A 12952-nucleotide genomic window follows, 5' to 3' on the forward strand; every position below is an offset into this window, starting at 1 on the left:
GGTTTCATGTCGCCAACCCAGTTCATGCAAGACTGGCTTGTGGCTCAGCGGACAAGGGATGCGGCTGCATAACCCGTGACCTCTGGAAGGCGAAAAACCGGGGGAACCTCACCGCCCGCGGAAATGCCGGCCGCTGATTCAATATATGCGTTCGCAGGACTCGTGCCGAGCGGCCCCGAAACAAGCGCGGACAGCGAGTCGACGATCATCGATTGCCGGATGTTGCGCGGATTGCCGTTTTCGTCGAGCAGATTGCCTGCCTCCGACACCGCCATGAATGTCGAAAGCGCGTCGAAGAACGAGGTGAACAGCATCACGAAAATGAATGGCCAGTAGACGAACTTCAGCGCACCGAGCAAATCGAGCTGGCCAATGGCGGAGAAGTCCGGTGCGGCGAAGAGCCCCTTCCAGTTGACGAGCGTCTTAGTCGCAATCGCGGCGGGCCAGTAGGTCGTGCCGTCGCCCCACCAGCGCCCGATCGGTATCGCGAGCAGCGTGGTCACCACGATACCGATCATCAGCGCGCCCGTGACGCGCCGCGCAACGAGCACGCTCGCGACCGCGAGACCGACGAGGAATGTGATGATGACGGGGTTCAGATGCGTCCCGTGCACGATCGTGACGGGATCGCTGACGATGAACTTCGCGTTCACAAGCCCAATCAGACTGATAAAAAGACCTATGCCGCAAGACACCGCATGGCGCAGGTTGGCGGGAATCGCCTCGACGACGAGTTTGCGCACATTGAACGACGCGAGCACTGCGAAGATCACGCCCGACCAGAACACGCAGCCAAGCGCCGTTTGCCACGACATGCCTGCGCCATGCACCAACACGAAAGCAAACAATGCGTTCAGGCCCATGCCGGGTGCCACGAGCACTGGATTGCGCGCATAGAGCCCCATCGCGCAACTGCCAAGGAAGCTCACGATCACGGTGGCGGTGAGCGCGGCCGTAAACGGCACACCCCCCTGCGAAAGAATGCCGGGATTGACGACGATGATGTACATCGACGTTAGGAACGTCGTAATACCGCCGACGATTTCGACCTTCACGCTCGAACCTGCCGCCCGAATGCCGAAGTAGCGGTCGAGCGCGGAGAGGGAGGAAGACGCTCGGGTATCGCTGACACGATTCATCGCATCTCCTCGGTCATTGCGGAGCGGCAGGCATACCGCTGTGCGGCAGCGGGCGTCGTGCTTTCGTTGGGCGCGACGAACGCGGAGTCCTCTCAATTCGACCGTGTAATTCGGCTTGCTGTGCAGTCATAGGCACCCCGCAGGTCTTATAGAAGAACGGAATCGTTTTCAGAAAGAAAAGGGTAAGACCATATTTGAAATGCAACGCTGTGCTGGTGCACGGTGTGCCACGACAAAAAGATCTTACCAACAACTTGCGGACCGAAGATGACCTAGACCCATCGCTGCCGGGGATCGGCGTCACGGCGACGTATCCATGCACAAGCCCGTTGAGATCATTGTCACTGTTGATTGGCACCTGCCGCTTCAATGCCGACGATTGTCGTCAATCTCAGGGAGACCGTCGAATGGCCGGGATCGGGCACTATTGGCACCCACATAAGCCAGCAGCCGGCCACGATCCGCCATTCGGGTCGTCCTTCCGGGAGACATTCGAGCGGCCGGTCTAACCGCGAAGCCAACGATCAATTCGCGCCGTGCCAGGCCTGGGAGCAGAGTCAACCGCCCGCGCACCAAATAGGTGCGGCCGATCCTCCACCCCACACTGCATTGGACTCACGCACCAACGCCGTTTCCTTGCAATTGCTTGCGGGACCTTTGTCCAGTGCGTGTCGGTTCGCGACGCTCATCCAGTCGTTGCGTCGACGTCCCAAAGAATGTGGTCGCCGTGGGCATCGTGATGACAAGTTACGACATATAGTTGACTTGTCAAATTGAGCAGGGCACACAACGCCGCGAGCCCACCCATGGATATGCTGCCTGCTCACAACGCAGAGCCGCGGACAGCCCCGCGTACGTGGGCCCATGCCTGGAAGGCCGATGGAGACGAGTCGACCGTGTTGGTCTGGGTGAACACACCGAAGAGCTTCTAGCAGCCCGTTCAGATTTGCGCTGTTGCAAGCGGACTCTGAGGGTGCACGTAGTTAAGTGTGCCAGGGATGCGGCCGTGTCCCCGGCGAGAGGTGCGGCAGGTACTCGGGCACGGCGACCCGACCCAGATGCGGCGCAGGTTCGTGCCATCGGACGACACAGTCGGCTAGCCCTTCAGGAGGGGCCCAGTGCCTATTCAGGTTCCGCGTTGTAGCCCACCGTAAGCCCTAACTGGTAGGCTTGCTCGAGGGCCTTGGCGAGATCCGACACCCGCAGGAAACGGATATCCGTGAGCTTTCGCCCGGATTCTTCGAGATTGCTGATTTCGAGGTGCTGGTTGGCTATCGCAACGAGTGCAGGCCAGCAAGGATGATTCGGGGTTCTGTCGATCACGGTTAGCTCCGGCTTTCAGTGAGAGTGCGAACGGGTGCTCATCAGGTCGTCAGCAGAGGCACGCACCCACTCCTGTTCCGCGCGACACCTCAATTTCGACCCCATGGCCTTCCCTTGCTCTGCCCTCGCTACCATGTGCCCCATCAATAGCCCGAAGTCGTAAGCCCGCTCGAACGCACTGGCAAGCGCGGCAATCCGCACCAGCCGAACGTCCGTTGAGACCTTGCCCGACTCCGTGAGGGAGCTTATACCGAGCTCCTCTCTGGCGATTGCTTTCAGTGATTCCCAGTGAACTTCGTTTTCAGCTGCCTTATCCATTGCGACCTCCACATACGCGTCATCAACATTACAGTCAGTATAGGAATGTCAGGCGGTTGCCAGTGCGACCGGACGTCACACTTTGACGTAGCCTTCGCTTACATAGTTGCTATATCCATTTGTTTGACGCTTGATCGTCTGTGGGATCCAGACTCTCGAGGCTGGACACCGAGCCGTCGGTTAGTCGATGCGAACATTGACGTTGCGTAGGAAACCTTGGGCTTATAGAAAGCTGGCACGTATTCGCCAAGGCGGCAGCACACGTGAACACCCGTGCGCTCGATTTCAATCACCGATCAAGAACTCTTGCGGCAACGTAATTTCGAGCAACTGGAGATCCTCTGAATAGCGCTCAAACGCATACCGCGTGTTTCCGGGAATAGTTATGTCTGGATCTGAGGCGAGCGTATAACGGTCGCCCTCCACGACGACACCGACAGCACAAAGAAAAAGCACAGTTCGGTATTGTTCGCTTGGGCCCGACGACTCGCCTCCGCGGCAGGCCGTATAACGCGAACTCCAGGGACACCTTGGGTCGCGTGAATGTCGGCGACGTCCGGCAAGCGGTCGCCCACTCGGACGCTAAAGTTTCAAGGCAGACTGCCGTAAGGACGGTTTGGTTTCCCGATGCTGAAACGTGCGGAGTGGTATGAACAAGAATATGAGAATTCTGGTGGTGGATGACTTTCCGACGATGCGCCGAATTGTCCGCACCATGTTGAGGGATCTGGGTTATACGAACGTCCATGAGGCGGAGGACGGCATGATGGGGCTTGCGCATCTGCGTGCGAGCCCCTTCGATTTTGTGATTACCGACTGGAACATGCCGAATCTCAACGGGCTTGAGATGCTGAAGGAGATTCGCGCAGATACAAGGCTCGCACACCTTCCGGTGCTGATGGTTACCGCCGAGTCGAAGAAGGAAAACATCATCGCAGCGGCTCAGGCCGGTGCGAATGGCTACGTGGTCAAGCCGTTTCCCGCATCCCTCCTGGACGAGAAGCTGAGCCGAATTGTCGAGAAAATGGGCAAGACTGGAAAGTGAAATGAACGAACCCGCGAGGCAACCAGATCAGGAAGGCAGCAGCGACGCCCCGAAGATGAGGTCTGACGTTGAGGTTGATCAGGCTTGGCGGGGAAGCATCGTCATTTCAGCAGCCCGCTTTCAAGAGGCAGGCGCAGAGGTGGACGGTTAGGCGAACGCAACGAGTGCTCGCCGACAGCCGTCCGGGAATCACGGGGGCTACAAACAGCGCCCCCCAGAACTGGGAACGTTCTCAGCAACGTGAGCCACCGGTGATCGAACCGATGGGGCTGACCCGAAGCATGTCCGCATGCGTCGAATAGACCTTAACGGCACGTGCTGGATACATCGGACAGGACGCGGCCAGCATACGACGTTCAGCCGGAGTTTCGTAACGGCCGTCCCGCACGAATAGCGGCCGAAGAAACAAATAAACTGCAAGCCAGCACTGATCGATGCTCGCTAGCACTGAGTCGTGGACAGCGCTGCGGGTTGCCCGCCTTGAGCGCGGCATCGTCCGGTGACTTTCGTCGGCTGTCGAACTTCCTGGTCTAGGGATGAACGGTCTCGCCGCGATTCAGCATGCCGATGAATTGCTCGATCTTGCGCACTCGTGTTGCGGGCTTTTTGGCATTCTGTATCCGAAACAGAATGGCGTAGCGGTTTCGGCCGTTCAGTGTCGCAAAGAACGCGCTTGCCTTGGGATTGGCATCCAGCGCGGCCTGCAGGTCGTCCGGCACGACCGAGTTGCTGGCGGACGTATAGGCAGCCTCCCAGCGGCCATCCTCTTTGGCTCTCTCGATTTCTCGCATGCCCGATGGAAGCATTCTGCCCGCGGCGATCAACGCTTCGGCCCGGTCTTTGTTGAGCCTGGACCAGATGCTTTTTGCGGAGCGTCGAGTGAAGCGTTGCAACCAGTATTCTTCACTTTCAGTCCGTTTTTGACCGTCGATCCAGCCATGACAAAGGGCACATTCCAGCGCCTGTTCGTAAGTCAAGGTTGACTGCCTGGCGCCCCTTTTGGCAAGGCGCAGCCATATCCCAGCCGAGGTACCGCCGTTTTGCGTCAACCAGCTTTCCCATTCATTCTGATCAAGGAATGTCAGACGAGGCTCAGTCATGGAGCGATCCGAACGGTTGCATTCAGGCAGCGAGGCATTTTCGTTCACTGAAACCTCGTAGATTACCGATTTGCGCGGATTTGGGAATACCCGATTTATCGACAATTCAGCGTGTATCCATTGGAGGGAAGATTGGGGTATTTTCTGGCGGAGCATCCAGCTGACCGGTTGAATCCGCCGCCAACATATGTCATTGCCATCGGCTTTGGCGATGACCGGCGAAGGGCGATATGACCCGTTCACTTTTGCGCCGAACTGACACCTCCAGGCTCAAATGATCACGCCCAACGCCCCGACGACGCCGCCATCGCCCACTTTGACTGCCTGAATGTCGACTGCGCCGAGTCGCCAATACCCCAAACCAACGGGAGAAGCGGCAGACAATCGCTGAGCGCAGTCATTGTTCAAAGCTGCGCGAAATCCTTCGCCAAAGGCTCGCGCTCGCGAGACACTGGCCCTATCGGTCGCAGCGTGTTTCCCAGTGGTGGTGAACTCGCACCTTCTCGCAATGGTGATGGTGCTCGTCTGCGAAGCTCGGTTGTGCCGAGAGGGCTGCGAGGGCGAAGGCCGTTACGACAAGGGCGAAAGTTTTCACGTCATCTCTCCTGTAAAGTGAGCGGCCATTCGAAAGCTCCGAGCCGCCGAACGTGCTGTCGCAAAATCCTTGCCTGAGCCGGACGATCGACGATTGAACAGGCGGGCGAGGCCACCTGTTCCCCGCCATTGTCCGCGAGTTGATTCGCTAATATTGCGGAGTCTGAATTCTGCCGACCGTCCATCATCGGCTGCGCGATGCAGGGCGGCGTCTCTATCGCGTTACGCCTCGCCGACGCGCGCACATTCGGTGCGACTCTGATCGCGGGGCGTCGGCAAGCATATTCTCCGATCTAAGCTTGACCGCATGTCCGGTCATGCAACGGTCTACCATGATCCAAAGCGCCCTCTCCGTTGAAGCGCCGTGCTTCGAGCGTACCTGGCGTCACTCTGAGAGAAACTGGTCGACATGCGTAACGAATCGCTCCGGGTACTGATACAACGAGCCGTGATTGGCGTCGGGATAGATGATCAACTGGGCGTTCGGAATGTTCTGCTGCAGTATCCATGAATTGATCGAATAGATAATCACATCGTTGTCGCCGTTGACGACTAGTGCTGGCTGCGTAAGCGCCTTCAGATATTCGTACGGCCCCTCACGCAACGCCCCCCATTTTGCAAGCGCGGCAAGTTGCGCAGGCGCGACCTTTTCGTCAACCTCTGGATCGCGGTTCTCTTTGCGTAACCGGAACCGTTCGATAAATTTGCGGCCAGCAGCCTGACTTGTTTCCGAAGACGTGAAATGCACGCGCAGCCACAAATCGTCCGGGTTGGCGTACGTTGCACCAAAAATTTCCTGTGCTTCCGGCGTCGGTGTAGCCATACCTTCGCCGCTGCGCGGGCCAGTCCCAACGAGAACGACACGGCGCACCAATTGTGGTGTCGTGATCGCGAGTTCCTGCGCGATCAACCCGCCCATCGAAAATCCGAGCACATCGACCTGCTCCAGATCTAGCGCACCGATAAAAACGCCGGCGTTCGTCGCCATTTCTTCAATTGACTCCGGCACACTGCCCGAACTGCTGGAAATGCCGGCGTTATTAAACAGGATGACTTCGCGCTTCTGCGCGAGGCCGTCGCTCACGGCGGGATCCCAATGGTCCATCGTACCGGTGAAGTGAATATTCATGACAAGTGGCACCCCACCGGGGTTGCCGAGGCGGCGATACGCGAAGCGAATGCCATTTGCGTCGACGAACTGAGTCGGAGCGCTCCGATGAGTATGGGCAGTCATGGCTATGTTCTCCAAAATGAGCGGGCGGCTTGACGCGGCCCGAAAGGGCTGACTTACAGCACGGTTAAGCAGATTGACTCTCACCGCGATTACGAAGGGAACTTCGCCCCGAACATCGGAAGTCCGCTCATGGACTGCGCCTGTGTCGCCTCATCCTGCAAGACGTCCCAATGTTCCGCGAGTTTGCCGTCTTCGAAACGAACTACCGCTCTGTTGCGGTCGCGGAGAAAGAAGATCGCACGCTGGCAGCGTCAGTCAGTGCTGATAGTGTCGAGCGCCACACTGTACCTTGCGCGAGACGTTCCTTCGGGTTGTCATCGGCACGCGCATATCCCGGCGGGTGACCGTCGCACAGCGGCACTGCTGGATAGCTTTTCATAGCGCGATGCCTCACGTATGCGGGGGAGCGTCGACTCGAATAGCAAGTTACGTTGTGCAGGTCTCACACCCCACGAGCACGCTCCACCGGCAGCTTGAACGAGCCGGCAAAGTCGGCAACTACGGGCCCGATTTGCGGAACCGGGTAATCGTCCGTGGTCCTGACGACCGCTTCTTCTAGCGCGCGGCTTTTCTTCGAAGGGTGCCTGGGCATGCGTACCCCGGACACCCGTCCTTTACACCGTTACGACGATCTTGCCGAACTGGCCGTTATTCTCTAGATATCGATGGACTTCAACCATTTCATCGAACTCGAACGTCCGGTCGATTGCGGGCTTCAGCGCGCCGCTCGCCAAGCCGGCAGTGACGAACTCCACGGCCGCTTTGCGGCGTGTGTCGTCGCCGCTCGTCAGCCAGATGTTGTGTGCCTTGATGGTCGGTATCTTTGCGATCATTGCAAGCACCGGGATGGGCGTATCACCCTCCGCTAGCGCCCCGTAGATGTATACGATGCCCTGGAAGGCTAGCGCATCGATGAGCTTCGGAAAGTTCGGACCGCCTATTGGATCAAAGGCGACACGCGCGCCCTTTGTGTCCGTGATACGCATGACCTCCTCGACCATGTCCTGTTCGTCCGTCGCGATGACGTGGGCTGCGCCAGCTGCGAGCAGCTGCTCTTTCTTGGCCGACGAACGCGTAAGCGCAATCGGCTCAGCGCCAGCGTAATTCGCGATCTGGATCGCAGCTAAACCTACGCTGCTCGATGCTGCCGGAATAAGGACAAAATCGCCCCTCCCAACTTTTGCGTCTTCGATCAATGCCCCATAGGCTGGAATGAACATCATCCACACTGAGGCCGCTTCAGCGTACGAAAGTATCTTTGGATGCTTCACAACCGCGAAACTCGGCAGGGTGACGACCTCGCCATACGTAAAGTAGTCATTCATTGAAAATGACGGAATCACGCTCACGTCATCGCCCACCGCAATTCCCGTGACGTCAGCGCCGATCGCGTCGACTATTCCTGCCGCCTCATAGCCAAGTCCCGCTGGAAAGTCCACCGGCTCGATATAAATATCGGTCCGCGACATCGACTCCGCACGGTTTATCCCGATCGCCTTCACCTTGATACGAACTTCTCTCGGCCCGAGGGTCCTTTCGGGTGCGTCAATAAACTCAATGACTTCAGGTCCGCCCGCTTTCGCAAACTGAATAATGCGTGCCATTTGAATCTCCGGAAGATTGTCGTGTGCGATTCCAAACGGCTCACAGTCCCGCTTCGCCGTCGTACGTCGGGAAATCTGTGTAAAGCCGTTCGTCGCCGCCCCAGAATCCAGCACGTACGTAAGGAGCGAGCGGTAGCTTGTGCCTGAGTCGATAAGGGAGGTCCGGGTTAGAGGTGAAATGCCGACAAAACGCCACGAGGTCTGCGTCCCCGGAAGTCACGATCTCTTCCGCGCTAACGCCGTTGAATCCTCCTGCCGCGATGATGGGGCTGCGAAAGTGCGGACGAAGATAGCTGGACGCCACCGGCGGATGACCGTCGTGAAGGGTGTCATCGCCTTTTATGCGAGGTTCGATCACATGAAGATAGGCGATCCCATACCCGCTCAATACCTTCGCCACATGGCTGAATGTAGCTTCCGGATTGCTGTCCGATATGCCGCCCCACTCCCCGGACGGCGAGATTCGAACGCCAACCCGTTTCTCACCCCAAACGGAGCTGCCGGACGCCTGCCGCTGACTCGCGCGTCGCGCCTTTCCATCAATACCCCCAATTCTTGTCCTAGACTGAATCCATTTGCCGGGAGTCAATTCGCGGAGGGATCGCCAATGAGAGTAACTCTGGAATTCGTGAAGGCCAAGGCAGAAGAAACGAAGAACGAGACCCGATGGGGGCGGGTGCTCGAGCCCATTCCGCGGGAACAGGTACAGGAGGGGCCGACCTGCGGCTTCTATGCGCTCAGCATTGTCATGGACTACTGGAAAGCAAAGGGACGCACGAAAATGAGCGCACCGGCCCGTCAGCGCGACATTGACACCCAGAAACGCGATCCCGCGGAAAAGGACAACCCCTCTTTGCGCAACCTGGGCAAGCAGACTGGGGCACTTGATGTCGGCAAGATGGTGAAAGCCTCTACGGGCGGGGTCTGGACAGCGGCGCAGCTCGCCGCGGCGCCGCAGTGAAGTTCGCGAACTTCAAGGTGAAAATCGAAACCCAGGTGAACCCAATCGACTTTGTCATGGCAATTTTCGACGCCATCGATGCAGACGTCCCACCGATCGTCGCTTTCGACGTGCGCGACGCTGAGCCAGTGTCGGATGCCGCCGGGCAACGTTCACATTGGGGGGTGATTATCGGCTATTACGAGGACATGGACATACAGTGGGTTATCTGTACACATGGCCATGGCGGATATCATGTCTGGTCTGCATCAAAGCTTCAGAGCTCGAATTTCGCTTTGACCGGCACAACGGTCAAGAGAGCGAGCGAACGCAAGGTCCGGGGAAGCGGGCCCGGCCTTAAAGGACCGTACGAAAAGTTCAACCGCACGCAGTGGATGACTGCCGCAAAGCAGAAGGAATTTGCGACCAGGATCGCTGAACGCAAGCTCGAGGCCACATTGACAGAAACGGATGAAATTCGGGAAGGCGTCGAGGCAGCACAAGATCTTGGACGGCACCTCGTGCTCGTTGAGCCCGCACAATGAGTTCGCGCATGTCCGGCCCAGGAACCGGCCGCGGTGTTCGACTACACGCACAAGCTTGTCCCGGGCGGATTGGGTTTGTCCGGTCAGCGAATTGTGGAGGGAGCAGACATGCGGGTCCCACTGGCTGACATCAAGATAAAGGCTGCACAGATGAAGTGCAAGGGCGAGTGGGGGCGGGTGCTCGACCCCATCCCGGCTGCACAGACACAGGAGGGCCCGACCTGCGGCTTTTATGCGCTCAGTATTGTCATGGACTACTGGAAAGCAAAGGGGCGCACGACGCTGAGCGCGCCGGCGCGTCAACGCGATATCGACCTCCAGCAGCGCGACCCAGCCGAAAAAGACAACCCATCGTTGCGCAAGCTGGGCAAACAGGCTGGCTCACTCGATGTGAGCGGGATGATCAATACATCCACGGGTGGGGTCTGGACAGCGACGCAGCTTGCTGCGGTCGCCTCGGCCGTGAAGTTCGCGAACTTCAAGGTGCGTGTCGAAACTCAGCCGGACCCCTCCGAGTTTATCCAGGCGATTTTCAGGGCCATCGATGCGGACATACCACCAATCGTCGCCTTCGACGTGCGCAACGCCGAGCCAATTCCGGATGCAGCGGGACAGCGCTCGCATTGGGGAGTGATTCTGGGTTATTTCCTGTTCGAGAACTTCCACTGGCTCTTCGCGACACATGGCCATGGGTTTTATCATGTCTGGCCCGCGGTCATGCTTCAGCAATCCAATTTCGCGTTAGCAGACACGACCTACAAGAAAGAGTTCGAACAAAAGGTCATGGGGGTCGGGGCCGGTCTTACCGGAAAACTCGCACACTACACCCGCACGCAATGGCTTTCAGCTACGGAAATTGAGCGTTTTCCCGTCATGATGACGGAAAGAAAACTCGAAGGAAACCTTTATAAACAGTGGGCTACCCGGCAAGCCTGTGAAATCAAACAGGATCTTGCGCGGCATATCGTGCTTGTTGAGCCCGCTAATTGAGGTCGACATGAAAAAGCCCGCACAGGTTGCGCGAGCCAGGAGTTGAAGGTCGCCTCAGATCCGGCCAGCCGACTCGCCAAAAGCGCCAAGTGGCAACGTCCACACGGCCCGGGCCAGTTTCTGCCGCTCGCTTGAGCCATGCAGTGTCGTTCGAACGGCTGGTCCATTCCAAAACCTGCCCAAGATGCGCTTGTCGGCCTTTGCGGACGTTCGGCGATAGATGGCGGTGCGTCGGCCGAAGGTAGGTTTGCTGCCATTCGCAAACCGGCGTCGGCGAATGGATCTTCTCGCTGTCAATGAACGCGTCCTCCCGCAACCATGTGCTTGAGCGCAAGGTGCTGTGTATGCGTCGGTGTGTCGCCAATGCCTGTTTGAATCATGGAATCAAGGCGGCCGGGAAACCATGTCGAATGGAGTGCGAAGCTCCCGAAGAGGCTAACGATGACTGGGCCGGCACGCCACATGTGAATACAAGATCACGCGCATCTTCCTTTGGCCCCAAACCACTTTCGAGCCGATCGAATGCGTAGATCACCTGGACAGGTTTGTCAGCGCAAACCTTGCGGGCACGCTTGAAACAGGTCCTGCTGCTTTCTAACAGACCGTGGCAATGAACGCCCCAGCCCTCCCGATCATCGGACAATTTGACCATTTCCACGTTGTGCTTTGGAGCGGATGCCGTCGTACAACCGGCGACAAACACCACGACTACTACGGCAGAGAGAATACGGATCTTCATTAAGTTAAAGCGCAACGATTTTGGTGACTGCGTGTCACTTCACTCGCTGTGAGCATTTTGTGGTGGGACTTGCACCCACAGGACTGCGCACATGCTGGGTGCACAAAAGAGGCACCTGCTCGAAAGCGGGCTCTGAGGGGAGTTCAGATACATCAACCAACAGATCGGCTACGTGTTCCCTGCAGTTGCCAGAGGCATATTGCTTCTTCGTGATTGCGCTCACAATCGTAGAAATTAGAAAGTGGGAATCCGTACAACACGATCATTCAGCGCGCGCGAAACGTTTACGTTGAATAAGCTCGGCGCTCTGACCAATGGGTAATCGACGTCTATTCATAGCGCCACACAACTGCGCACGACGAGTTCGGGCGAGTTCACCACCGATAGCCGATGCCAGTCACGATAACGTCCGTGTCTCGATCGTAACGCGTCACGACGCGATTCCATTCGATCCGCGCATCCCATCTGGGGCTGAATCGCCAGGAACCGGCTATCGTGAGGATTCCAGAGAATTTGCCGGCACCGGGCCCCGGCGACGCGCTGCCCTCGTTCTCGTTGATCGCATAGTAGGCACCCGCCCCGACGCCCAGCGTAACTTTGTCGTCGAGAAACGCGCGCGTGAGCCATAACTGACTGGTAACGCCGTCGCGGCGGGCAACGTGGGTGCTGCCCTCGTGCAGATACCCAATCGTCCAGTCCACGTTGTCTGTGAGGTTGCGCCGATATTCGATTGCGCCGCCAAATGCGTCTGGCGAACTTGTCGAGTTGACGATGGTCTTGCCGAGATACAGCGCGACTTCGTTGTTGGTCACCTTCTTCAAGGAACTCGCTGCCCAGTCGCGTGGTCCTGGCGCATCGGGTGCGTCCAACTGATAGGCCACGCCAAGCATCACGCCTGACGAGTCAGGGCCGCGCGGCACATGGACACGGTTCACCTGCAATTGCGTGACCCAGCGGTTGGATGCATACCAGGAAGCGCGTACGCTGTAGACGATCCCCCAACCGTGCACATCCGAGTAGCTGCCGCCCTGCTCCACGGTCGTCGTGTCAAAGTAACGATACGGGCCGAGCCCGGCTTGCAGCACGAACTGCGGACTGCCTACAGGCACCCTCGCCCAGAACTGGATGAGCTGACCGTCCCGATGATGATTCGGGATATGTCCTTCGTTGAGCCACGTGAAACTCGTCGCCATGGACTTGCCGAGTCCCTCCTGATAGCTGAAAGCCCAGGTATAGGTATTGATGTTGCTGGCTCGCGACCGACCACCGAGCAGCGAGAGTTCCTGCGCCTGCGCCGGCGTTGTCGCGGTGAGCCATAGCAGAACGGCCCCGATTGCCGCATTCATAATGCGCGGCATTGCGAGCGAACAACGGATCTGCC

10 protein-coding genes and 2 pseudogenes are annotated in these 12952 nt (G+C 58.1%); 4 read left to right on the forward strand and 8 right to left on the reverse strand.

Features of this window, described 5'->3' with window-relative positions:
• Positions 1 to 110 precede the first annotated feature (110 nt).
• From JMY28_RS03940 to JMY28_RS03950, 3 genes and pseudogenes are all read right to left on the reverse strand, one after another.
• A pseudogene (locus JMY28_RS03940) lies at positions 111 to 1139 on the reverse strand (NCS2 family permease); the annotation flags it as partial.
• 1122 nt (positions 1140 to 2261) lie between these two features.
• Positions 2262 to 2462, reverse strand: coding sequence for a DUF6900 domain-containing protein (locus JMY28_RS03945; RefSeq protein ID WP_201694614.1), 201 nt, complete (start codon positions 2460 to 2462; stop codon positions 2262 to 2264).
• Between the two features lie 15 nt (positions 2463 to 2477).
• Positions 2478 to 2780 (reverse strand): DUF6900 domain-containing protein, encoded by a 303-nt coding sequence (locus JMY28_RS03950; protein ID WP_201694615.1) that lies wholly within the window; start codon positions 2778 to 2780, stop codon positions 2478 to 2480.
• A 649-nt stretch (positions 2781 to 3429) separates the two neighbouring features.
• Between JMY28_RS03950 and cheY the strand changes: the two genes are divergently transcribed.
• Positions 3430 to 3825 carry a chemotaxis response regulator CheY gene (gene cheY / locus JMY28_RS03955; protein ID WP_201694616.1) on the forward strand — a complete coding sequence of 132 codons (396 nt, stop codon included), beginning with the start codon at positions 3430 to 3432 and terminating at the stop codon, positions 3823 to 3825.
• 530 nt (positions 3826 to 4355) lie between these two features.
• Here the strand turns inward: cheY and JMY28_RS03960 are convergent.
• The 4 genes and pseudogenes from JMY28_RS03960 to JMY28_RS03975 form a co-directional block, all read right to left on the reverse strand.
• Positions 4356 to 4925 carry a YdeI/OmpD-associated family protein gene (locus tag JMY28_RS03960; protein WP_201695162.1) on the reverse strand — a complete coding sequence of 190 codons (570 nt, stop codon included), beginning with the start codon at positions 4923 to 4925 and terminating at the stop codon, positions 4356 to 4358.
• A gap of 979 nt (positions 4926 to 5904) precedes the next feature.
• On the reverse strand, positions 5905 to 6753 hold the full coding sequence (locus JMY28_RS03965) for an alpha/beta fold hydrolase (RefSeq protein WP_201694617.1): 849 nt from the start codon (positions 6751 to 6753) through the stop codon (positions 5905 to 5907).
• Between the two features lie 614 nt (positions 6754 to 7367).
• Positions 7368 to 8357, reverse strand: coding sequence for a zinc-dependent alcohol dehydrogenase family protein (locus JMY28_RS03970; RefSeq protein ID WP_201694618.1), 990 nt, complete (start codon positions 8355 to 8357; stop codon positions 7368 to 7370).
• A gap of 40 nt (positions 8358 to 8397) precedes the next feature.
• A pseudogene (locus JMY28_RS03975) lies at positions 8398 to 8856 on the reverse strand (oxidoreductase); the annotation flags it as partial.
• Between the two features lie 108 nt (positions 8857 to 8964).
• Here JMY28_RS03975 and JMY28_RS03980 point away from each other — a divergent pair.
• The 3 genes from JMY28_RS03980 to JMY28_RS03990 are packed head-to-tail and all read left to right on the forward strand — an operon-like array spanning position 8965 to position 10832.
• On the forward strand, positions 8965 to 9318 hold the full coding sequence (locus tag JMY28_RS03980; protein ID WP_201694619.1) for a hypothetical protein: 354 nt from the start codon (positions 8965 to 8967) through the stop codon (positions 9316 to 9318).
• On the forward strand, positions 9315 to 9842 hold the full coding sequence (locus tag JMY28_RS03985; RefSeq protein ID WP_201694620.1) for a hypothetical protein: 528 nt from the start codon (positions 9315 to 9317) through the stop codon (positions 9840 to 9842). Before JMY28_RS03980 ends, JMY28_RS03985 begins: the two co-directional genes overlap by 4 nt.
• Positions 9843 to 9875: 33 nt before the next feature.
• A complete protein-coding gene (locus tag JMY28_RS03990; protein WP_201694621.1) occupies positions 9876 to 10832 on the forward strand; it encodes a hypothetical protein in 957 nt (318 codons plus the stop codon).
• A gap of 1113 nt (positions 10833 to 11945) precedes the next feature.
• Here the strand turns inward: JMY28_RS03990 and JMY28_RS03995 are convergent.
• Positions 11946 to 12917 (reverse strand): hypothetical protein, encoded by a 972-nt coding sequence (locus JMY28_RS03995; RefSeq protein ID WP_236596739.1) that lies wholly within the window; start codon positions 12915 to 12917, stop codon positions 11946 to 11948.
• Positions 12918 to 12952: the final 35 nt, after the last annotated feature.

It is taken from the genome of Paraburkholderia hiiakae (assembly GCF_904848665.1).
Lineage (GTDB): Bacteria > Pseudomonadota > Gammaproteobacteria > Burkholderiales > Burkholderiaceae > Paraburkholderia > Paraburkholderia hiiakae.

Excerpts from the sequence above, each read along its gene's own strand:
- JMY28_RS03980 (WP_201694619.1), top strand. The coding sequence starts at position 8,965 with ATGAGAGTAACTCTGGAATTCGTGAAGGCCAAGGCAGAAGAAACGAAG.
- JMY28_RS03960 (WP_201695162.1), bottom strand. The coding sequence starts at position 4,925 with ATGACTGAGCCTCGTCTGACATTCCTTGATCAGAATGAATGGGAAAGC.
- JMY28_RS03950 (WP_201694615.1), bottom strand. The coding sequence starts at position 2,780 with ATGGATAAGGCAGCTGAAAACGAAGTTCACTGGGAATCACTGAAAGCA.
- JMY28_RS03995 (WP_236596739.1), bottom strand. The coding sequence starts at position 12,917 with ATGAATGCGGCAATCGGGGCCGTTCTGCTATGGCTCACCGCGACAACG.
- cheY (WP_201694616.1), top strand. The coding sequence starts at position 3,430 with ATGAACAAGAATATGAGAATTCTGGTGGTGGATGACTTTCCGACGATG.
- JMY28_RS03965 (WP_201694617.1), bottom strand. The coding sequence starts at position 6,753 with ATGACTGCCCATACTCATCGGAGCGCTCCGACTCAGTTCGTCGACGCA.
- JMY28_RS03970 (WP_201694618.1), bottom strand. The coding sequence starts at position 8,357 with ATGGCACGCATTATTCAGTTTGCGAAAGCGGGCGGACCTGAAGTCATT.